The following is a 20,266-nucleotide window of genomic DNA, read 5'->3' as shown; positions in this document are numbered from 1 at the left end:
TTATTTGATGGTAGCAAAGCAAAAAGCATTGGAAATATTAAATTTCCAATGCTTTTTTTAATTTCTGCTGTAGTAAATCTGATGTGGTTGAAGCTGATTTTCTAGTAGTTCATCAACTGTCACCAAAGTATAGCCGTTGTTCTTCAGATAGTCAAGGACGCTTGGCAGAGCATCGATGGACGTCTGATGGATATCGTGCATGAGGATAATAGATCCTGGCTGGGTCTTCACGATCTCCTGCATAATAGCCTTTGTATTACGCGTTTTCCAGTCGAGACTGTCCACGCTCCACATAATAAAGGACTGATCGACAGCATTTTGAACCGTAGAGTTGATGGCTCCGTAAGGCGGTCTTGTGATCATAGGTCGGATACCAGTCGCCTTATAAATGGCTTCCTGAGTGTCTAAGATTTCCTTTTTGGATTGATTCAGAGGTAACTTGGTCAAATCTGGATGGCTCCATGTATGGATGCCGAGTTGATGGCCTTCATCAAGGACACGTTTAGCCAGTTCTGGATTGGCAGCAACATTTTGTCCCACCATAAAGAAGGTTGCTTTAGCATTGTAGCGTTTCAGAATTTCCAAGGCCTGAGGAGTCGTTTTACTGTCGGGACCGTCATCAAAGGTCAGGGCAACCATTTTCTCATGCCGCTTGGTTTCATACTGCTGATAAGCTTCCAAATCAGCTCCCTGCAAATATTCTGGACGGATTAGGTCATAAAAACTAGACAGAGGCACTGTCAAGCTCGTCACACCGTTGATTTCTTTGGTCAGACGAATGGAAAATAAACTTTCCTCATAGTGAAAATTCCACTGGCTCAGCTCTATTTCACGGAGGGCGTTTAAAGCTGCTGTTTGCTGACTTTCCTCCACCTGTCTAAAGGTTAGCTGACTGGTCAACTCCTTCAGGAAAATTTCTTTGGCAGCTTCTGGATTTTGAAACAGCTTGTCTAAAGTGACCGCTGCCCCTTCTTGATTGATATAAGTCGAGGCTACTTCTCTTGCCTCCTCAGACTTGATGTCTCTTTTTGAGATGCTGTAATCTTTTCGCTGAATGACTACTTCCTTGGTATTGGCCAGACTAGTTGACTTTTCTTCCGTGTAGTAAAAGGTCAAAGCCGTCAAGTTTTCCTTTTGCTTCTTATCATCTGAAATGCTCTGACTGTCCTGCAACATTTTATCTTTGACACTTTGAAGAGGCTGTCCATTCATAAGAGGATAAAAAGCTGCCACATAATGGCTGCCAATCCTACCGGCCTGCTTCTCAGCATTGTCAGCATGTCTTTGCTCTTCCTTGGCAATCACTTCTGTAATCTTTTTCTGGAATTCCTGCTCCTGAAACATTTCATAGATTCGCAGTCCACCAAAAATAAGAAATCCTAAGAGAAGCAGATTCAGAAGACTGAGAACCAGTCTGTATTTTCGTCTACGCTTCCTTTTATGTTGTCTTTTCATTTATTATCCCCTAAGCTATTGTCATAAAATGATTCTAATGTTAAAAAACTTGTATCTTACAAGTGCTAAAATACAAGTTTAATTATTTTTAAAGACTTTTTTCTCGAATCACTTCAACCTTGTAGCCATCAGGATCTTTGATAAAATAATAATTCGATGGATTTCCAGGCAGCCCTTTTGGCTCAGTCACTTCATAGCCCTTAGCAGCATGCTCAGCGTGCAAACCTTCCAAATCAGGCGTGCTAAGAGCAATATGAGCAAAGCCATCACCGATTACATAAGGTCCGTGGTCATAATTATAAGTCAATTCAAGCTCATAATCATCGCCATCCAAACCAAGATAAACAATGGTAAAAGCATGCTCTGGAAAGTCCTTGCGGCGCAATTCCTTAAAACCAAACGCATCTTCATAAAAGGCAATCGAAGCCTCTAAATTTTCCACTCGTAAACAAGTATGCAACATTTTTGATATCATAGTTTTACCTCTCTCATTTCTTTCTTTTATTATACCGCAAAAGCAGTCAAATTTGAAATAATATGAAAAGTTTTTCAGCTTTTGCTAATTCGTTTTCTAATATCTGACCTAAGGGGAACTTTGATTTCAAAGATGGTTCCACGCGGTTTGTTGTCTTTGACTGTAATGGTTCCTTTTAAGGCGTCTACAATTTGTTTTGCCAAGGATAGGCCTAGTCCAAAACCACCCTTTTGACGAGTCCGAGCCTTGTCCACCCGATAAAAACGATCGAAGACTTTTTTCTTATCATCGCCCGCAATCCCTGGACCATTGTCAGAGATCCGCAAGGTCAAGCTCCGATCATTGGCGGAAGCCACGAAATAGATCTCTCCATCTTCTTCCGTGTATTTGATGGCATTATCAAAAAGGATGGTCATAACCTGCTTAAGCAAGACCTTGTCTGTCGTGATTGATTTTGAAACAAGATTTTTGAAATCAAAGACCTTGTCGCTCTCCTCTGCAATAATAGCATAGTTAGAAAAAGCTGTCGTGAAGAAGTCTGGGGTGACTTCACCGTATTCTGGCTTGATACCGTCATCGCGCCGAGCTAGGTTAAGTAAGTTGGTCGTCAACAGACGCATATTTCGCACTTCCTCTAAACTAGATGCGATGCTCTCACTAGACTCCATAATCGTGGCCTCAGGCTTACGGAAGAGAGATTCCAGACGATTTTGCAGCACAGCTAGAGGCGTCCGCAATTCGTGGCTGGCATTCTCAACAAAAGACTTCTGCTTTTGCATGCTGTCCAAAAGAGGCTTGACACTCATCCGCGCCAGATAGATACTAGCAATCAAAGAAATACCCCAGAAGCTAATCATGACAATGGCAATCAGCTTTTCATGCTTTTCGCTAGTCTGCTCCAGCTGGCTGATACTGGTCATGACAACCGCGTATTTGACATTTTCAATTTCATCATCTGGATCAATATCAAACATATAGGCCCGATAACTCTCGACCTGTCCGTAGCTATTGGTCAGCTGAATTTGCTTGATTTGATTAAGAAATCGTTTATTAAATTTAATCGCATCAAAGTTCAAAAAGCTATTTTTTGCCGATACATTCTGATAATCATCATTCAAAAGAATAGCTGAAGTATTGGCGCTAACATTTACCCTACCCGGTTCCTCAATCTTGATATCATGAGCTTGCACAGACTCTGAATCTCTGTTCTCTGAATCCTTATTCTCTGGCTCTTGGTATTGCCGGCCTGTCGTCCGATAGGCTAGATTGGCTACCCAGGCGGGATTTTGACTGAGACTTTTGAGATTATCATCAACTGTCGTGTAAAGGCTAGAGCGCATGACTTGGATAATAATGAGCGTCATGGCCGAGAAAATCAGGGTGAATACACCAAAATAGCGAATGAAATAAGAAAAATCATCCGCATATAAGGTTTTTTTGAGTTTATTCAGCATTCTTTAAAATGTAACCGACACTGCGAAGGGTTTGAAGATTATTCGCAAAAGCCGTTCCTTTCAATTTTTTCCGAATCTTAGATACGTAGACTTCCACCACAGAAATCGTCGTATCGCTGTCAAAGCCCCATAAACGATCGAAGATCTGAGTCTTAGGCAAAATAACATTTTGATTCTGAAGGAAGTATACCAACAAATCAAACTCTTTACCCAGTAGCTCAACTTCCTTTCCATCTACCAAGGTCGAATTGGTCGAAAGATTGACCATCACATCGCCATAGGAAAGGGTGTTTTCATTAAACTTACCAGAGCGTTTAAGCAAGGCCTGAATCCGCATCTTCAGCTCTTCCAGATAAAAAGGCTTAGTCAAGTAATCGTCAGCACCGAGTTCAAAACCATGGCCTTTATCATCGATGCTTTCCTTGGCAGTCATGATGAGGACAGGAGTGGTTACCCCTTTTTCACGCAATTCTTTGAGTACTTGGAAGCCGTCCTTTTCAGGAAGCATCAAGTCCAGTAGAATCAGGTCATACACGCCGCTTTCTGCCTCGTATAGTCCTTCTTCGCCATCAAAGACCTGCATGACATCTGCAAAATCATCTAAAAAATCAAATACTGAATTTGACAGACCAAGGTCATCCTCCACTAATAGAATCTTAATCATCCTGTTCCTCCCTTTCTAGAAAAAGCTTATGCTGTGTAGTTTAAATAGAGACATGGTAAACACTCTCATTCTATCTTCACTTATCTTTTTCTATTATATCATGACTTGTCGAAAATGCTTTAAGAATTTGTTGTATTCGAGTTATTTTCGCTATTCTTATCATCTTTTGTTGTGCCATCAGCGTTTGATGGCTTCTTTTTTGATTGATTTCCTTCTTGGGGTCCCCCTGGCTGACCATTTCCTTGTGGTGGCTGACCTCCGCCTCCAGGACCGCCTTGGCCATCTTGACCGTTTTGTCCCCCCATCTGTGGTGGCATACCATTTTCATTTCCCTGTCCCTGACCTTGAGGAGGTTGACCACCTTGACCTGGCATCCTGCCATCTTGCTTGTTTTGCTGAGGCATAGTGGCTTGCACTGAACTCTGTTGCGGGCTTTTCTGGGTCAAAGCACCAATTCCATAGCCACCAATCGCTCCGACAGTTAAGGAAGCACTAGCTACTGCTGTCATCCACCATTTGGTACTCTTTTTAACTACAATCATTTTTTCCATATCCATTTTAAAGTTTTCCTCTTTCTAAATTTTATGTTTTCATGGATTTTAACACTATGAAGCAATATAAATTTTGATTACACAAGTTCACATCTTTTCACGTGCTAGAGTTATTATAGGGAGTTTTGCTTAAACGAGACTGAATTTTTTCTTAAAGAAGGCTGAAATTATGGGATTCTAAGCAACAAAAAAGACCAGACTTTATAATCTGATCTTTTCATTAGGCTAAACTGATGCCTTGATTGCATTTTCCACCGCTGCTTTTTCACGGGCAATCAAGTCAACACGCGCTGCGATTTCCTTAATTCCCATGCTGATATTACGGCTGATAGCCATATCGTCCAGCTGTGGCTCAAAGAAGGCCTTGTATTCTGCTAGTCTTTCTTCTGTCTTGAAAGCATTAGCTGGATAAATGACGAATTTGTCGAAGCTCATGTCGCCACCCAGAGCAGCCTTAATCCAATCCCAATTCTCACGCGCCCAAGTCCAAGAAGTAGCTTGAGTAAATTGGTGATTCAAGAGAGGGAAATACCAACTCATGGCCAAATCTTGTGGTTTCACAATATCCTTGTTTTTCAAAGATTCCAAGATACGAGCAAGTGTCTCTGCGTCCTTAGTGTAAGCCAAAGCAGATGCCAATTGGCGTTTGAAACTGCCGTCAACTGTTGAAACATAATCATTCAAGTATTGGTCAGCCAATTCTTTGCTCTCATAATGCTTGATTTGATTGATGAGAATATGCAAGCGAATAGCTGCAGGCAATTTCTCCAAGTTCTCTTGATGAGCAGCAAAAATGCGACTTGCTTCTTGACTTGCTGCTTGATCGTCAGCTGCAATCAGACTTCCTACAACAATCTGACGAACCAAATCATCTTCATCACTTTCGCCTTCTTTTGCCTCAAAGCCTAGGCGGTCAAAGTTGAATTTGCTAAGTTTAACTACCAATTCATGATAGGCTGTCTCGCACTCGCTTCCTTCGTCCACAAACAGCTTGAGACCATTTAGAACGGCTTTGATTCCTGAGACAACCAAATAAGAGGTTTCTTCTGTTAGTTTTTCAATAACTGGAACCAAATCAGCAAATGAAATGCTGCCTGCTTCAGCCAAAAGACGGCGCTCTTGCACCACCTGAAGCTTGCTGGTGCTATCCAAGTCTGTAATGGTATCTAAAATCTGCTCAAGCAAGACACCTTGATAGTCCGTGATATAGTGGGCTGTATTTTCAGTATTAAAGCGCAGGGCACCTTGGTTTTGAGCAGCCAAGGCAGAATAATTTGGAATTTCCAGGGTTTCTGTTTCCAGCGTATCTGGCAAACCTTTCCAGTTGCTATTTAAAGGCAAGACCCAAGTGCGTTTCTTATCTTCGTGCTCTCCGATAAAGAATTGTTTTTGAGAGAGTTTGAGGGTATCGTTTTCTACTGTAGCTATCAAAACAGGGTAGCCTGGCTGTTCCAACCAAGAATCCATAAAGGCTGCTACATCGCGACCAGAAGCAGCTCCCAAGGCGTTCCAAAGGTCACGACCGATAGTATTTCCATACTGGTGTTTAGCAAAGTAAGCATTCAAGCCTTTGGCAAAGGCCACATCTCCCAACCAACGACGAAGCATGTGCATAAGGCGGCTTCCCTTGGCGTAAACGATAGCCGGATCAAACAAAGTATTGATTTCGTCGGGGTGCTTCACCTCTACATGGACAGACTGAACTCCGTCTGTCGCATCGCGCTTAAGGGCCAAAGGCACACCTGTGGTTTGGAAATTCTCAAAGATATTCCAGCTTGGTTCAATCGCATTGACACAGACATACTCCATCATGTTGGCAAAACTTTCGTTGAGCCAAAGGTCATCCCACCACTTCATAGTGACCAAGTTCCCAAACCATTGGTGAGCCAACTCATGAGCAACGACAAGTGCTACATCTTGACGGCTGGATACCGTAGAATTTTCATCTACTAAGAGATAAATCTCACGGTAGGTCACCAGACCCCAGTTTTCCATAGCACCAGATGAAAAGTCTGGCAAGGCAACATGCAGTGACTGAGGAATCGGATAGTTGACACCGTAATATTCTTCGTAAAATTCAATAGAGCGAACCGCAATGTCCAAAGCAAATTCTAAGTTGCTAGCTGGGTGAGCCTTAGTTGCATAAACACCAACCAAAGTACCGTTTTTAGTTTTAGCAGTAATACCTTGCATATCACCAGCAGCAAAGGCCAAAAGATAGGAAGACATGCGAGGTGTTCTTTCAAACTTCCAAATGCCAGTCGCTTTCCGGTTTTCAACGTCGATTTCAGGCATGTTAGACAAGGCAAGTTCACCTTCTGCTTGGTCAAATTTCAAGGCCAGATCAAAAGTTGCCTTAGCTTCTGGCTCATCCACGCTAGGAAAGGCTTCACGAGCAAAATGGCTCTCAAACTGCGTAGAAATGATCTCTTTTTTCACTCCATCTACTGTATAGTAAGATGGGTAAATCCCTGTCATATTATCTGTAATCTTACCTGTATAGGTCAAGGTTACTTCCACAGGGCCTGCTGCTTCCAACTCAACATAAAGAGCTTCATTGTCATTATCAAGAGTGAAGGGACGAGCTTGTCCATCTACTTCTACGGCCTCAATCGTCAAATCCTTTTGGTGCAAGGAAATTTTCTCAGCTTTAGCTTCACCGGTAATGGTAACTTTCCCTGAGAAAGTCTTATCCGCACGATTTAAATCCAAAAAGAGATCATAGTGCTCTGGAACAAAAGTATCAATAAAATGTGCAACTGCTTGCATGTTTTTCTCCTCATCTAATTGAAGGGGCTGGTATTAAACCAACCTCCATTCAAAATTCATCTCTTACTATTCTACCATATTTAGTGACTTTATACTCATTCCAACTGACCCAAAATTGATTTTTGACTTCAAACATAAAGTAATCATTTTAAAGCCATCCTGTCATTAGCTTTTCTTCTCCTCAAAACAAAAAAGACAAGCTTAGCCTGTCTCTTTAACATATATTATAATTCAATAATTTTACCCGTTTCAAAGTAAACGACCCATTCGCAGATGTTTTTGGCATAATCGCCGATACGTTCCAAGAAAGAAATAACCTGGAAATAATCACGGCCTGTAACGATGGCTTCAGGATTTTTCTTGATTTCTTCCGTAGCCAGATCACGAATGCTATCAAAATAATGGTTGATTTTTTCATCCATGGCTGCTACTTCATAGGCTTGATCTACAGAACCATTCAGGTAGAGATCAAGGGCAGCTTCAACGAAATTTTTCACATCGCGACCCATCTTTTTAATTTCTTCCTCGACAGCTGGAATACGCTGCTCGCCCTTCATACGAATGGCTGCTTTTGCAATGGATACCGCATGGTCTCCCATACGCTCTAAGTCTGAAACAGCCTTGAGAACAGTCAAGACAGTGCGAAGGTCTTGAGAAACAGGTTGTTGGAGGGCAATCATTTCAAATGATTTCTTTTCCAATTTCACTTCATATTCATTTACTTCTGCATCATCTTCGATGACTTCCTTTGCCAAGTCACGGTCATGCGTGACAAAAGCACGCACCGTGCGGTTGATTTGTGAGAGCACTTCTTGTCCCATTGCATAGAACTGATTGTGCAATTTCTCCAAATCTTCTTCAAATTGTGATCGTAACATCATTCAACTCCTTATCCAAATTTTCCTGTAATATAATCTTCTGTTTCCTTATTTTGTGGGTTGAGGAACATCTCCTTAGTATCATTAAACTCCATCAAATCACCACCTAAGAAGAAGCCTGTTTTATCCGAAAGCCGAGAAGCCTGCTGCATGGAGCGCGTCACCAAGAGCATGGTATAGGTGTCCTTAAGTCCATAGAGAGTTTCCTCAATTTTACCCGCAGAGATTGGATCTAGCGCTGACGTTGGCTCATCCAAGAGGATAATTTTCGGACTGGTAGCCAAAACGCGTGCTACACAAATCCGCTGCTGTTGACCACCAGAGAGACCAATAGCGGAATCATGTAAACGGTCTTTCACTTCATCCCAGATAGAAGCCCCAATCAAGGATCGCTCTACCGCTTCATCTAAAACCTGTTTATCCTTGACACCGTTGATGCGCAGTCCATAGACAACATTTTCATAAATGGTCATTGGGAAGGGATTAGGCTGCTGGAAAACCATGCCAATCTCTTTGCGCAACTCCACCGTATCTGTCCGAGGGCTGTAGATATTGTGGCCGTTATAGATGACTGTGCCTGTCGTAGTGACTTCAGGATTCAAATCTCCCATGCGGTTGATAGCCTTAAGCAAGGTAGATTTCCCTGAACCGGACGGTCCAATCAAGGCAGTGATTTCATTAGGCATAAAGTCCAAGGAGACACTATTGAGTGCTTTCTTTTTATTATAATAAACCGACAAGTCCTTGACTTGCAAAATAGGTTCTGTCATAAGTTCATTCCTTTAGTTTCTTCACCTCTAACCAAAATGACCAGAAACATAGTCATTGGTCGACTGCAGTTTGGCATTTTGGAAGATATTGGCAGTCTTGTCGTACTCAATCAAATCTCCCAGATAAAAGAAGCCGGTGTAGTCACTGGCCCGGGCAGCCTGCTGCATATTGTGCGTCACGATGATAATCGTATAGTCCTTTTTGAGCTCAAACATGGTTTCTTCTAGCTGCATGGTCGCAATCGGATCCAGCGCAGAAGCCGGCTCGTCCATAAGCAAGATATCAGGCTTGACCGAAATAGCTCGGGCAATACAGAGCCTTTGCTGCTGGCCGCCTGACAAGGTCAAGGCTGATTTATGAAGATCGTCCTTGACTTGGTCCCAAAGCGCGGCTTGCTTGAGCGAAGTTTCAACAAGCTCATCCAAGATCTTTTTATCTTTTACACCTGCACGTTCATGGGCAAAGGTAATGTTACGATATATAGACTTGGCAAATGGATTGGGCCGTTGAAAGACCATGCCGATGTGCTTACGCATTTCGTAAACGTTGATATCAGGACGATTGACGTCTATTCCTTGGTAAAGAATTTGCCCTGTTACCTTAGCAATATCAATCGTATCATTCATACGATTAAGACTGCGGAGATAGGTCGATTTCCCTGAGCCAGACGGACCAATCAGAGCTGTGATTTTATTCTTTTCAAACTGCATATCAATGCCCTTGATGGATTCTTTTTTACCGTAGTAAACATGTAAATCCTTGGTCGAAAGGGCTACCTTTTCTTCAGGAAAAGTAATGATATGTTTTTCATTCCAATTATATTCTGTCATTGCTTCTCCTTTATGCAGAGGTTAGTTTCTTGTGCAAGTAGGAACCGAGTTTGCGGGCTCCAAAGTTGAAAATCAAGATGAAAATCAGAAGCACCGCTGCTGATCCTGCTGACACCACAGTGCCATCAGGAATGGTTCCTTCACTATTGACCTTCCAGATATGGACAGCAAGAGTCTCCGCCTGCCGAAAAATCGAAATCGGGCTGGTAATGCTAAAAATGTTCCAGTTAGACCAATCCAGAGCTGGCGCAGATTGACCCGCAGTGTAAATCAGGGCAGCTGCTTCACCGAAAATCCGACCAGAAGCAAGGACAATCCCTGTCACAATCCCTGGCAGAGCCTCTGGAATAACCACATGCAGTACCGTTTCCCAGCGGGAAATTCCCAGAGCCAGTCCTGCTTCACGCTGTGTATGGTGAACGTGGCGTAAGCTATCCTCGACGTTACGAGTCATCTGAGGCAAATTGAAGACAGTCAGCGCCAAGGCACCAGAGATGATAGAAAAACCATACTCAAACTGGACAACGAAAATCAAATAGCCAAAGAGTCCGACTACTACCGAAGGCAGTGAAGACAGAATTTCAATACAGGTACGGACAAAGTTGGTCACTGGTCCTTTCTTAGCATACTCTGACAGATAAACCCCAGCACCCATAGAGAGAGGAACAGAGATAATCAAAGTAATCACCAATAAGAAGAAGGAATTGTAGAGCTGAATCCCAATACCACCTCCAGCCTGATAGGAAGAAGATTTTCCAGTCAGGAAAGACCAAGAAATATGCGGCAAGCCTCTTACCAGAATATAAAGAATCAGAGAGGCAAGGATGGCAACAATGATACCAGCTATCGTGTAGAGGATACCAGTCGCCAATTTATCTAATTTCTTAGCGTGCATAGTTTTTCTTACCTCTTTCTTTTGTAATCAGTTTAATGACACTGTTAAAGGCCAAGCTCATCATCAAGAGCACCAAAGCCAGAGACCAGAGAACGTTATTGTCTACTGTTCCCATAACGGTATTTCCGATCCCCATGGTTAAGACAGAGGTTAGTGTAGCTGCTGGCGTTGTCAGAGAGGTTGGGACCACTGCAGAGTTACCAACAACCATCTGAATAGCCAGGGCTTCACCGAAGGCACGTGCCATTCCAAAGACCACTGCTGTAAAAATACCTGAGCGAGCAGCCTTGAGTGTTACCCGCCAAATGGTCTGCCAGCGCGTTGCGCCCATAGCTAGACTAGCTTCACGGTAGTGACGCGGCACAGCACGAAGACTGTCCGTCGTCATAAAGGTTACTGTCGGCAAAATCATGACAAAGAGCACAAAAATACCAGACAAAATCCCAAATCCGGTACCACCAAAAACAGTCCGAACAAAGGGAACAACAACCTGCAAGCCGATAAATCCGTACACAACAGACGGAATCCCGACCAAGAGCTCGATCGCAGGCTGAAGAATCTTAGCTCCTTTAGGCGATACTTCAGTCATAAAGACGGCTGCTCCAATAGCAAAGGGAGTTGCAATCAATGCTGACAGGATCGTAACAATGAAAGACCCCAATATCATCGGCAGGGCACCGAATTCCTTACCTGACGGATTCCAAGTGGAGCCAAATAAAAATTCAAACACATTGACTCCGTTGACAAAGAAGGTCGACAGCCCTTTTTGTGCTACGAAGATTAAAATCATGGCTACAATCAGGACGATTAAAGACAGGCAGGCAAAGGTGATATATTTACCAAATTTTTCCAGACGAGAGTTTTTCGAAGGGGATAGTAATTTTTTTGCTAATTCTTCATTTCTCATTTGCTATCTCCTTTTAAGCTCGTAACATTTCCATCAGCATCCTTGCTAACCTGCATTTCCTTGATGGAAATATAGCCCATTCCTGAGACGATTCCATCCTGAACCTCATCTGACAGCATGTAGTCCAAAAACTCTGCTGCAAGACCAGTCGGCTTACCCAATGTATACATATGCTCATAAGACCAGAGTGGCCAAGCATTGGTCGCAACATTCTTAGTCGTAGGCTCGTAGCCATTGAGCTTCAAAGTCTTGACAGAATCATCCACATAAGCAAAGGCCAGATAAGAGATGGCTCCCGGTGTTTGAGAAACAATGGACTTAACCATCCCATTTGAATCCTGCTCCTGACTTTGAACGGCTGATTTACCATTCATGATGACACTGTCAAAAGTAGCTCGGGAACCAGAGCTTGCCGCACGGTTGATGATGGAAATCTCTAGATTTTTCCCGCCCAGCTGCTTCCAGTTGGTCACTTCACCAGTAAAAATCTTCTGCAGCTGCTCTGCCGTTAAATTATTGACGGATACTTCTTTATTGACAATCACGGCAATTCCAGCAACTGCTACTTTGTGGTCAACAAGGGCTGAAGCATTAATCCCTTCTTTTTCCTCAGCAAACACATCTGAGTTGCCAATTTCGACCGCACCAGACTGAACCTGAGACAAACCCGTACCTGATCCGCCACCTTGAACATTGACCGTTTTTCCAATATTGGCTGAACCAAACTCATCTGCTGCTGCTTCAACGAGCGGCTGAAGGGCTGTCGAACCAACGGCAGTCATGGACTCCCCTCGGTCAATCCAGCTGGAGCAAGCAGAGAGGCTGACTGCAGCTAGAACTAGAACCGCTGACAAAATCAGCTTATATTTTTTCTTTACCATTTTTCTCCTCGAAATCTTGAGAATAATAGTGAGATGTCTATCGTAAGAATCTGAAAATCCCACTATATCCACTATAACATAGAAAGAGGGCTTTGCCTAGTCTTTTGAACGAAAGCGAAGCCCCTTTGGGAAATAATTTTTTAAGGTATTTCCAGTAACTTTTGCAAACCCCAGACCGTTGCCTTGGGCAAGCACTTGATACCAGCCATTTGGATAGTTTTGAGAGAGTTGAACGGTCTCTCCTGCTACATATTTGCTAAAGGCCTCATCATCAATCTCAAGGACTGAGACGACTTCACTAGGCCTCAAGGCTAAACCTAAGGCAAAGCTCGGTTCAAAGCGATTTTTCTTAAATTCTCCTAGATGCAGGCCATTGCGAGCAATTTTTAGTTTGGAGATATCTGGCAGTCCAGCTGGCAGCAGATATAGATTGTCCCCAAAAGTATCTAAATGTCCTTCTAGCTCAATTTTCAGATGCTTTTTCTGGAAATCTTGCCAGAGTTTTCTCTGCTCTGGCGTCAATTTATTTTTGGTTGCCTTGATTTTTTTAGCAGACTGACTGCCTGTAAAGCGAAATTTCGCTACAAATTGTCCTTCTCCTTTGAAATGGTGGGGATACATACGAGCTGTTTCTGGGAAATCAATCCCTGCCACCATGCCATTGATCTTAGGTATTTCAAGCAATTCCAAGGGGAAATTCTCTAAAAGCCAAGCAACAATTTCTTCATTTTCTTCTGGCGCCCAAGTGCAAGTTGAATAAACCAACTGCCTGCCTGTCGCCAACATCTTGACAGCGTCCTCTAGAATTTCTCGCTGGAGACGCGCACACTGAGCCGGATATTCCAGACTCCAATACTGAGTAGCATCTGGCTGCTTGCGGAACATCCCTTCGCCAGAGCAAGGAGCATCCAGAACAATGAGATCAAAATAGCCCTGAAAGACCTTAGCCAATCGATCCGCAGATTCATTGGTGACAAGGACATTTCGCGCTCCAAACCGCTCAATATTTTCCACCAAAATTTTACTGCGTTTGGCATTGATTTCGTTAGAAACAAGCACTCCTGTATTTTCTAGATAAGAGAGTAGATGGGTAGATTTCCCACCTGGTGCAGCCGCTAAGTCCAAAACTTTCATGCCCTTTTGCGGTGCTGCAACCTGAGCGACCATTTGCGCAGCTGGCTCCTGGGAATAAACTAACCCCGTGACATGTTCCATCGACTTCCCAGACACTTTTCCGTAATGTCCCCAATCTGTGTTCGGGATAGCATTCACAAAATCTTTCTGATTCTCTTTTAAAGGATTGCTGCGAAAAGCTGAAATCGGATCTTGATCAAAAGTCGCAAAAAAAGCCTCTGCTTCCTGACCCAAGAGCTCCTCATACTTTTCCTTAAAACCTACTGGAAAGTCCATACTAGCCTTTTCCCTTTCGTAAATACTCTTGTAATTCGTCTAATTTACACTTTGGTGCAATCATAATCGGCTCTTGAGTCTGAAAATTTGGCTGATTGCCATCTAGAGTCTGAATGACGAAGCCCAGTTTGTCAGCCATCACATAGGCCGCCGCATAGTCCCAAGGCCAATTATAAGAGAAATAGGCAACTAAACCACCAGCCAAGGTCTTAGCAAAACTAATCCCAGCACTGCCATAGACACGCACTCCCAAGCAATCACGAGCTAAATCAGCTAGTCCCCAGTGATTATGCTCCAGCATACTAGCATTTGAAGCCATAAGATATTGCTGTAAGGGCTTATCGGTAAAAACAGTCAACTTTCTGTCATTGCAGTACACATCAAAAGCCCCGCCTCCATGAAAAAGCTGGTCTCTTGTCACATCGTAAATTAAGCCGAATTTGCCCTCCCCATTTTCAAAATATGCCAACATAATAGCAAAATCAGCCCGCTGTGTAATGAAATTATTGGTGCCATCAATGGGATCAATCACCCAGACATTACCATCCGCAATGTAGTGTCGCAGGTCATTTTCCTCAGCCAAAATCGCATCGTCAGGATACTGAGTTAAAATTTTCCTGACCAAGTCATCCTGGATGATCTGATCCATTTGAGTCACCAAGTCAGTCGGACTGCTCTTTTGTAGGACATCCAAGTCATCATAGAGATGCTCCCTTAAAAAAGCGCCTGCCTGATAAACCATTTCTTTCGCAAAATGAAATTTATTTTCCAAGAGAAATCATTCCTTTCCCTTTCCTTTTTGCCTCCTGAACAGCCCGATAAAGAGAATAGCCACTGACCGTCTCAAACTCACGGCCGAGTCGCTTCTCTTCTCCCTTGCTGGGAACAACTTTCTTGAAGACTGCATAAGACTGGAGCAGTTTCTCCGCTTGAATCTTCTGTTCATAGGCTTGCTCTACATCATTAAAAAAAGAAAGCACTGAAGCAAGCTCTTCAGTGCTCCACGATAAGTCTAGTGGGTAACTATAATTTTTTTCCATATTTAAATATCAGCACGCATAGTTGCGGCTCTGAGTTCTTCTTTCCGATAGCCTCTAGGCAAGAAGGCACGGATTTCGTCTTCATTAAAGCCGATTTGCATTCGTTTACCATCAAGGATAATTGGGCGACGCAAAAGACTAGGATTTTCCTCAATCAGCTTAATGAGCGTTGAAATCGATAAATCCTCTACATCTAAATCTAGTTTTTGAAAAATTTTTGAGCGGGTTGAGATGATGTCATCAGTGCCATTTTCTGTCAATGAAAGAATGTGTTGCAATTCTGGAGCAGACAGAGGACTCGTCATGATATTATGCTCCGTAAATGGAACTTCATGACCAATCAACCAAGCACGCGCCTTGCGACAGGAAGTGCAGCTAGGCGATAAAAAAAGTGTAATCATGCTGTTCTCTTCTTATTTTTATATAGTAACTAACTCTATTATACTAAATTTTATCTCTCTTGACTAGATATTTTTAAGAATCGGCTCGAAATACTAAGAAAAATATTAAAAACTGACATTTATTCCGAACGTTCCCAATTTCTTGCCACTTCTTCATCACTCTTTAATTGAGTCACTAGCTCCTCGATACCATCAAATTTGACCATATCACGAATCTTATCCAGCCAGATAATTCGAATCGTATCGCCATAGATTTCCTCCGCAAAGTCAAATAGATTGGCCTCAAACCGAAGTTCATCTCCTTCAAAGGTCACATTTTTGCCAACGCTAGCCATGCCACGAAAAATCTTGCCATTTTGCTCAACATCTACCACATAGACACCATCTGCTGGCAAAACCACGCGATCCAATGGTGCTAGATTGGCCGTTGGATAGCCAATGGTGCGCCCTCTAGCATTGCCATGAACCACAATTCCTCGAGTAGAGAGAGAATAGCCTAATAGCTGATGCGCCTTGGCAACATCCCCATTTTGAATGGTCTCTCTAATCCGAGTAGAAGAGATTTTTTCCTCATCTTGATTGACCGATGAGACAATGACAATCTGACCATCGAAATAGTCTGCAAGCTCCTCTGCCTTTCTCTTGTCAGATCCAAAATGGTAATCAAAACCTGCCACAACTGCCTTTGCTTTAAGCGCAGCAACGTACTTATCAAAAAATTCTCGGGCTGTATTTTTAGAAAAATGGCTAGTAAAGTCAATCAAGTAAAGGTAGTCCACACCTAAATTTTCTAAGTGAGCAGCTCGTTCCTCCGGATGATTCAAATGCAACATCAACTCTGGCTGATAACGGACAAAAGCTAATTTTGGTGACTCAGGAAAAGTCAGTACCGCAATCTTCAGTCCTTTCTCATCTGCAATTTTCCTTGCTTCCTTAAAAAGTGTCTGATGTCCCTTATGCAGGCCGTCAAAATAGCCCAAGACCAAGACCGTATCTTCTTCCTGCTTTATCTCTAATTCATTATTAATTCGTCTTATTTTCATCATTTTTCTATTTTACTATGTATCCGCTTTTTTTACAACAAATTAAATCTAAGAAAAAGAACTTTTAACACTCCAAGAAAACATCTTTTTTTAAAAGTAAAACTTCAATAATTTTAGTAAATCTTTACTTAATAAAATGATCACCTAATATTTACTAAAATCCTCTTTGTTATTTACTTGTTTTTGAGGTATAATAGCCCATATAAGACAATAGGAGAAAAAAATGGCTACGATTAAGGATATTGCCCAGGCTGCTGGGGTCTCTCCTACTACAGTTTCCCGCGTACTCAACTACGACCCAGCCATGTCAGTCAGTGATGGCACTCGTAAAAAGATTTTTGACATTGCTGAGCAGCTAAACTATAAAAAATCAAGAAAAACGAAGTCAAGTAAGTCACAGGCCTATCGTATCGGGCTCATTGAATGGTACACTGAGCAGGAAGAGCTTGATGACCTTTACTACTACTCCATTCGTTTGGGCATTGAAAAAAAGGCCCAAGAATTGGGTTATGAGATTCTCAGAGTGTTTCAAAACGATTCTCTTGAGCTATTGAAAGACATTGATGGCTTGATTGCCATCGGCAAATTCAGCCCAGCTCAAATCCAGCAGCTGGAGCAATACAGCAGCCACTTAGTTTTTGTCGACAGTGATACGCTTAATGCAGGCCACAGCTGTGTGACGGTTGATTTTGAGAATGCTGTAAGGAAGGTTCTTGAGCACTTCATGAACGCTGGTTTTGACCAGATTGGCATGATTGCTGGGCAGGAAAGAACCTCTGACCAAACTAGCCTTATCAGTGACCCTCGTTTGGCAAGCTTTCAGCAATATCTATCTGATAAAGGAAGCTTCCAAGCTGACTTGGTTAAGGTAGGCAGCTTTTCTTCGGGATCAGGCTATCAAATGATGACAGAGATTATCAATAAACACAAAGACCAGCTCCCACCCGCCTTCTTCATCTCTAGCGATGCTTTAGCAATTGGTGCCTTGCGGGCTTTGCAAGAACACGGAATTCAGGTTCCCCAAGATGTCAGCATTATTTCCTTTAATGATACCTCTATCGCTAAATACATCTACCCCAGTCTCAGTACGGTCACCGTTTTTACAGAAGAAATGGGCAAGCAGGCTCTGCACATTCTGAATCAAATTTTAACATCCGAAGAGGATTCCATCCCCTATATGGTCAAACTTTCTACCAAGCTGACCATTCGAGAAAGCAGTATTTAACAGAGAAAGAACGAATGAAAACCTACGAACAATTATTTACCATTCTCAGCCAAGCTGACGATTATGTAAACGGAGAAAGTCTGGCTCAGACACTGGGCATTTCCAGGACCTCCATTTGGAAAGCTATTCAACGCTTGGAAAGAGAAGGAATCCAGATTGATTCCGTCAAAAATCGCGGCTATAAGCTCAAAGCAGGGGATTTACTAATCCCAGAAATCATTGAAAAAGAGGCACCCATCAAAGTTTCCTTCAACCCCAACTGCCAATCTACTCAGATGGATGCCAAAGCAGGTCTGGAGGCGGGTGGCGAAGCAAATACCCTCTATCTAGCTGCTGCTCAATCCGCTGGTCGCGGTCGCTTCGGCCGAAACTTTTTCTCTCCAAAACAAGGCGGCTTTTACATGTCCCTCCATCTCAAGCCCAACCTGGCTTTCGATCAAATCCCTGCCTATACTCTCCTGACGGCCGGAGCCATCTATCAAGCTGTAAAAAATTTAACCCTCATAGACATAGATATCAAGTGGGTCAATGATATTTACTACAAGAATAGAAAAATTGCAGGCATTTTAACCGAGGCTACTACTTCAGTCGAGACAGGCTTAGTCACAGATATTATTATCGGGGTCGGGTTTAATTTTTGCGTTAATGATTTTCCAGAAGAATTGGAATCTAAGGCTGGATCACTCTTTACAGAGCGAGCTCCTATCAGCAGAAATGAGCTGATTGCTGAAATCTGGAGATGTTTCTACGAAAGCGATCCCCAAGACCTACTCTATCTTTACAAAAAGCACTCTCTAGTCCTCGGTCGCCAAGTGAGCTTCCAGCAAAATAATCAAACCTATAAGGGAATTGCTAGCGATATCTCGGACAGTGGCCAACTTCTAGTCCAGTTGGAGAACGGCCAAAATATCTGGCTCAACAGCGGGGAAATTTCACTAACTAGCTGGTAGTTTGTACAAAATTACATTCAAAAAGCACTTGATGTTCCATTCAAGCGCTTTTCTTTATAGACGACTGCTTTTCTTCCAGTATGATGTCGCTATTTAATCCCCAATGCAATCCGAGCATAACGACTCATCTTTTCTACTGTCCAAGCGGGGTACCAAACCAATTTGACTTCTGTCTTAGTAACCTCTGGAACATCTGACATAGCATCATAGATCTGGTCAGTCAGAAGATCCGCCAGAGGGCATCCCATAGTGGTCAAGGTCATATCGATTTCCGTTTCTCCAGTGGTCTCATCAAAACGGATCTCATAAATCAAGCCGAGATTGACAATATCAATTCCCAGCTCTGGGTCGATGACCTGCTCCAAGCTCTCCAAAATACGCGTTTTAATCTTTTCAACTTCTTCAGGGCTGTATTTTTTTTCTGACATGCATATCCTCCTTATAGATATAGCAGAAAGTTCAAGTTAGCTCGAGGGGGCTTTTGTTTTCAGCTAGGATTGCCTACTTGACACTTCCTACTGAAAGATTCCTGCCCCTTCTTGCTCTTCAGTTCTTAATCTTCGATAAAGTCTCTGAGTGGTTTGCTGCGGCTTGGGTGGCGAAGTTTACGTAGGGCCTTGGCTTCAATCTGGCGAATCCGCTCACGAGTCACATTGAAGACCTTGCCGACATCTTCCAGCGTCCGCATTTTTCCATCGTCCAGACCAAAGCGCAGACGCAAGACATTTTCCTCGCGGTCTGTCAGCGTATCCAAGACCTCATCCAGCTGCTCACGAAGAACGACACGAGTTGTATAGTCGACTGGATTCTCAATCACTTCGTCTTCGATAAAGTCACCCAAATGACTGTCATCTTCCTCACCGATAGGGGTCTCCAGAGAAACCGGCTCCTGAGCAATCTTGAGAATCTCACGAACCTTATCCGGTGTCATATCCATACGCTCAGCAATTTGCTCTGGTGTTGGGTCTTGACCCAATTCCTGCAAGAGATTGCGTTGCTCGCGGACCAGCTTGTTAATGGTTTCCACCATGTGGACTGGAATCCGAATAGTCCGAGCTTGGTCAGCAATCGCACGGGTAATGGCCTGACGAATCCACCAAGTCGCATAAGTTGAGAACTTAAATCCTTTGGTGTAATCAAACTTATCAACGGCCTTCATCAGCCCCATGTTTCCTTCTTGAATCAAATCAAGGAACTGCATACCACGGCCGACATAGCGCTTAGCAATGGAAACAACTAGACGAAGGTTGGCCTCAGCCAGACGCCGCTTGGCTTCCAAGTCTCCCTGCTCTACCAAGATAGCCAGCTCCTGCTCTTCTTCATTGCTAAGAAGCGGCACAACCCCGATTTCCTTCAGATACATGCGAACTGGGTCATTGACCTTGGCTGAATTGCTACCCAAGAGCTCTTCATCGGTCAGTTCTACTTCTTCCTCTTCAGTATTCAAGACACGCGCGCTGGGATTTCCTTCCTTATCCGTGATAGAAATGCCCGCATCCTGAATGCGTTGCAGCAAATCCTCAATCCCATCAGCGTCCAAAGTGAAAGGAATGACCAGCTGGTCATTGATTTCATCGTCTGTCGCTACACCTGTCTGCTTGTGATTGCGGATGAATTCTGCAATTTGAACGTCTAATGTTGTTACTTCTTTTTGTTTTGTAGCCATA

The 20,266-nt window shown here is 43.1% G+C and carries 21 protein-coding genes; 2 read left to right on the top strand and 19 right to left on the bottom strand.

The features are described from left to right. Window positions 1–57 precede the first annotated feature (57 nt). The 17 genes from PAN94_RS03055 to PAN94_RS02975 form a co-directional block, all read right to left on the bottom strand. Window positions 58–1,455, bottom strand: a complete 1,398-nt coding sequence (locus PAN94_RS03055; protein ID WP_285874545.1) for a polysaccharide deacetylase family protein — start codon at window positions 1,453–1,455, stop codon at window positions 58–60. Between the two features lie 88 nt (window positions 1,456–1,543). After that, entirely contained in the window at window positions 1,544–1,930 is a 387-nt protein-coding gene (gloA, locus tag PAN94_RS03050; RefSeq protein ID WP_285874544.1) for a lactoylglutathione lyase, read from the bottom strand. Between the two features lie 74 nt (window positions 1,931–2,004). Beyond that, window positions 2,005–3,384: a sensor histidine kinase gene (locus PAN94_RS03045; protein ID WP_285874543.1), complete on the bottom strand. Its 1,380-nt coding sequence runs from the start codon at window positions 3,382–3,384 to the stop codon at window positions 2,005–2,007. After that, complete coding sequence (locus PAN94_RS03040) at window positions 3,374–4,048, bottom strand: response regulator transcription factor (protein WP_061422883.1); 675 nt, start codon at window positions 4,046–4,048, stop codon at window positions 3,374–3,376. The genes PAN94_RS03045 and PAN94_RS03040 overlap by 11 nt, the downstream gene beginning before the upstream one ends. 119 nt (window positions 4,049–4,167) lie before the next feature. Beyond that, window positions 4,168–4,605 carry a hypothetical protein gene (locus PAN94_RS03035; protein WP_285874542.1) on the bottom strand — a complete coding sequence of 146 codons (438 nt, stop codon included), beginning with the start codon at window positions 4,603–4,605 and terminating at the stop codon, window positions 4,168–4,170. A 219-nt stretch (window positions 4,606–4,824) separates the two neighbouring features. Next, window positions 4,825–7,368, bottom strand: coding sequence for a M1 family metallopeptidase (locus PAN94_RS03030; protein ID WP_285874541.1), 2,544 nt, complete (start codon window positions 7,366–7,368; stop codon window positions 4,825–4,827). A 224-nt stretch (window positions 7,369–7,592) separates the two neighbouring features. Then, entirely contained in the window at window positions 7,593–8,246 is a 654-nt protein-coding gene (phoU, locus tag PAN94_RS03025) for a phosphate signaling complex protein PhoU (protein WP_061422891.1), read from the bottom strand. Between the two features lie 11 nt (window positions 8,247–8,257). Beyond that, the gene (gene pstB / locus PAN94_RS03020) at window positions 8,258–9,016 is read right to left on the bottom strand and encodes a phosphate ABC transporter ATP-binding protein PstB (RefSeq protein WP_045497249.1); all 759 of its coding nucleotides are present in this window, start codon (window positions 9,014–9,016) and stop codon (window positions 8,258–8,260) included. 27 nt (window positions 9,017–9,043) lie between these two features. Beyond that, window positions 9,044–9,847 carry a phosphate ABC transporter ATP-binding protein PstB gene (gene pstB / locus PAN94_RS03015; RefSeq protein WP_061909075.1) on the bottom strand — a complete coding sequence of 268 codons (804 nt, stop codon included), beginning with the start codon at window positions 9,845–9,847 and terminating at the stop codon, window positions 9,044–9,046. Between the two features lie 10 nt (window positions 9,848–9,857). Next, window positions 9,858–10,742 carry a phosphate ABC transporter permease PstA gene (gene pstA / locus PAN94_RS03010; protein WP_045497245.1) on the bottom strand — a complete coding sequence of 295 codons (885 nt, stop codon included), beginning with the start codon at window positions 10,740–10,742 and terminating at the stop codon, window positions 9,858–9,860. Further along, window positions 10,732–11,649 carry a phosphate ABC transporter permease subunit PstC gene (gene pstC, locus PAN94_RS03005; protein WP_062004417.1) on the bottom strand — a complete coding sequence of 306 codons (918 nt, stop codon included), beginning with the start codon at window positions 11,647–11,649 and terminating at the stop codon, window positions 10,732–10,734. Before pstC ends, pstA begins: the two co-directional genes overlap by 11 nt. Next, window positions 11,646–12,530, bottom strand: coding sequence for a phosphate ABC transporter substrate-binding protein PstS family protein (locus tag PAN94_RS03000; RefSeq protein WP_285874538.1), 885 nt, complete (start codon window positions 12,528–12,530; stop codon window positions 11,646–11,648). Before PAN94_RS03000 ends, pstC begins: the two co-directional genes overlap by 4 nt. 96 nt (window positions 12,531–12,626) lie before the next feature. Continuing rightward, window positions 12,627–13,940 (bottom strand): RsmF rRNA methyltransferase first C-terminal domain-containing protein, encoded by a 1,314-nt coding sequence (locus tag PAN94_RS02995; protein WP_285874536.1) that lies wholly within the window; start codon window positions 13,938–13,940, stop codon window positions 12,627–12,629. Window position 13,941: 1 nt separating this feature from the next. Then, the gene (locus PAN94_RS02990; protein WP_285874535.1) at window positions 13,942–14,712 is read right to left on the bottom strand and encodes an inositol monophosphatase family protein; all 771 of its coding nucleotides are present in this window, start codon (window positions 14,710–14,712) and stop codon (window positions 13,942–13,944) included. Then, window positions 14,702–14,980, bottom strand: a complete 279-nt coding sequence (locus PAN94_RS02985; protein ID WP_005590249.1) for a UPF0223 family protein — start codon at window positions 14,978–14,980, stop codon at window positions 14,702–14,704. Before PAN94_RS02985 ends, PAN94_RS02990 begins: the two co-directional genes overlap by 11 nt. A 2-nt stretch (window positions 14,981–14,982) precedes the next feature. Continuing rightward, window positions 14,983–15,381, bottom strand: a complete 399-nt coding sequence (locus PAN94_RS02980) for a Spx/MgsR family RNA polymerase-binding regulatory protein (RefSeq protein WP_005590248.1) — start codon at window positions 15,379–15,381, stop codon at window positions 14,983–14,985. A 119-nt stretch (window positions 15,382–15,500) separates the two neighbouring features. Next, complete coding sequence (locus PAN94_RS02975; protein ID WP_285874995.1) at window positions 15,501–16,424, bottom strand: bifunctional riboflavin kinase/FAD synthetase; 924 nt, start codon at window positions 16,422–16,424, stop codon at window positions 15,501–15,503. 223 nt (window positions 16,425–16,647) lie between these two features. Here PAN94_RS02975 and PAN94_RS02970 point away from each other — a divergent pair, with 223 nt between their 5' ends. Both PAN94_RS02970 and birA read left to right on the top strand, forming a co-directional pair. Next, a complete protein-coding gene (locus tag PAN94_RS02970; RefSeq protein ID WP_285874534.1) occupies window positions 16,648–17,649 on the top strand; it encodes a LacI family DNA-binding transcriptional regulator in 1,002 nt (333 codons plus the stop codon). Between the two features lie 14 nt (window positions 17,650–17,663). Continuing rightward, window positions 17,664–18,599, top strand: coding sequence for a bifunctional biotin--[acetyl-CoA-carboxylase] ligase/biotin operon repressor BirA (gene birA, locus PAN94_RS02965; RefSeq protein ID WP_285874533.1), 936 nt, complete (start codon window positions 17,664–17,666; stop codon window positions 18,597–18,599). Window positions 18,600–18,688: 89 nt separating this feature from the next. On the opposite strand, the gene PAN94_RS02960 is transcribed toward birA, so the two are convergent. Beyond that, a complete protein-coding gene (locus tag PAN94_RS02960; RefSeq protein WP_005590236.1) occupies window positions 18,689–19,027 on the bottom strand; it encodes a metal-sulfur cluster assembly factor in 339 nt (112 codons plus the stop codon). A 125-nt stretch (window positions 19,028–19,152) separates the two neighbouring features. Then, window positions 19,153–20,265 carry an RNA polymerase sigma factor RpoD gene (gene rpoD / locus PAN94_RS02955; RefSeq protein ID WP_285874532.1) on the bottom strand — a complete coding sequence of 371 codons (1,113 nt, stop codon included), beginning with the start codon at window positions 20,263–20,265 and terminating at the stop codon, window positions 19,153–19,155. Window position 20,266 lies beyond the last annotated feature (1 nt).

It is taken from the genome of Streptococcus sp. SC1, assembly GCF_030272855.1.
Taxonomy (GTDB): Bacteria; Bacillota; Bacilli; order Lactobacillales; family Streptococcaceae; genus Streptococcus.
Note: the sequence above shows the minus strand (reverse complement) of the source record. Positions and strands in the feature narration are given on the sequence as shown.

What these genes read in the sequence shown, in the direction of transcription:
- PAN94_RS03055 (WP_285874545.1), bottom strand. Translation starts at nt 1,455, where the DNA reads ATGAAAAGACAACATAAAAGGAAGCGTAGACGAAAATACAGACTGGTT.
- PAN94_RS02995 (WP_285874536.1), bottom strand. Translation starts at nt 13,940, where the DNA reads ATGGACTTTCCAGTAGGTTTTAAGGAAAAGTATGAGGAGCTCTTGGGT.
- PAN94_RS02960 (WP_005590236.1), bottom strand. Translation starts at nt 19,027, where the DNA reads ATGTCAGAAAAAAAATACAGCCCTGAAGAAGTTGAAAAGATTAAAACG.
- PAN94_RS03040 (WP_061422883.1), bottom strand. Translation starts at nt 4,048, where the DNA reads ATGATTAAGATTCTATTAGTGGAGGATGACCTTGGTCTGTCAAATTCA.
- pstA (WP_045497245.1), bottom strand. Translation starts at nt 10,742, where the DNA reads ATGCACGCTAAGAAATTAGATAAATTGGCGACTGGTATCCTCTACACG.
- PAN94_RS02975 (WP_285874995.1), bottom strand. Translation starts at nt 16,424, where the DNA reads ATGAAAATAAGACGAATTAATAATGAATTAGAGATAAAGCAGGAAGAA.
- PAN94_RS02985 (WP_005590249.1), bottom strand. Translation starts at nt 14,980, where the DNA reads ATGGAAAAAAATTATAGTTACCCACTAGACTTATCGTGGAGCACTGAA.
- PAN94_RS03045 (WP_285874543.1), bottom strand. Translation starts at nt 3,384, where the DNA reads ATGCTGAATAAACTCAAAAAAACCTTATATGCGGATGATTTTTCTTAT.
- pstC (WP_062004417.1), bottom strand. Translation starts at nt 11,649, where the DNA reads ATGAGAAATGAAGAATTAGCAAAAAAATTACTATCCCCTTCGAAAAAC.
- PAN94_RS03000 (WP_285874538.1), bottom strand. Translation starts at nt 12,530, where the DNA reads ATGGTAAAGAAAAAATATAAGCTGATTTTGTCAGCGGTTCTAGTTCTA.
- rpoD (WP_285874532.1), bottom strand. Translation starts at nt 20,265, where the DNA reads ATGGCTACAAAACAAAAAGAAGTAACAACATTAGACGTTCAAATTGCA.
- birA (WP_285874533.1), top strand. Translation starts at nt 17,664, where the DNA reads ATGAAAACCTACGAACAATTATTTACCATTCTCAGCCAAGCTGACGAT.
- PAN94_RS03030 (WP_285874541.1), bottom strand. Translation starts at nt 7,368, where the DNA reads ATGCAAGCAGTTGCACATTTTATTGATACTTTTGTTCCAGAGCACTAT.
- PAN94_RS02970 (WP_285874534.1), top strand. Translation starts at nt 16,648, where the DNA reads ATGGCTACGATTAAGGATATTGCCCAGGCTGCTGGGGTCTCTCCTACT.
- PAN94_RS02980 (WP_005590248.1), bottom strand. Translation starts at nt 15,381, where the DNA reads ATGATTACACTTTTTTTATCGCCTAGCTGCACTTCCTGTCGCAAGGCG.
- gloA (WP_285874544.1), bottom strand. Translation starts at nt 1,930, where the DNA reads ATGATATCAAAAATGTTGCATACTTGTTTACGAGTGGAAAATTTAGAG.
- phoU (WP_061422891.1), bottom strand. Translation starts at nt 8,246, where the DNA reads ATGTTACGATCACAATTTGAAGAAGATTTGGAGAAATTGCACAATCAG.
- PAN94_RS03035 (WP_285874542.1), bottom strand. Translation starts at nt 4,605, where the DNA reads ATGGATATGGAAAAAATGATTGTAGTTAAAAAGAGTACCAAATGGTGG.
- pstB (WP_061909075.1), bottom strand. Translation starts at nt 9,847, where the DNA reads ATGACAGAATATAATTGGAATGAAAAACATATCATTACTTTTCCTGAA.
- pstB (WP_045497249.1), bottom strand. Translation starts at nt 9,016, where the DNA reads ATGACAGAACCTATTTTGCAAGTCAAGGACTTGTCGGTTTATTATAAT.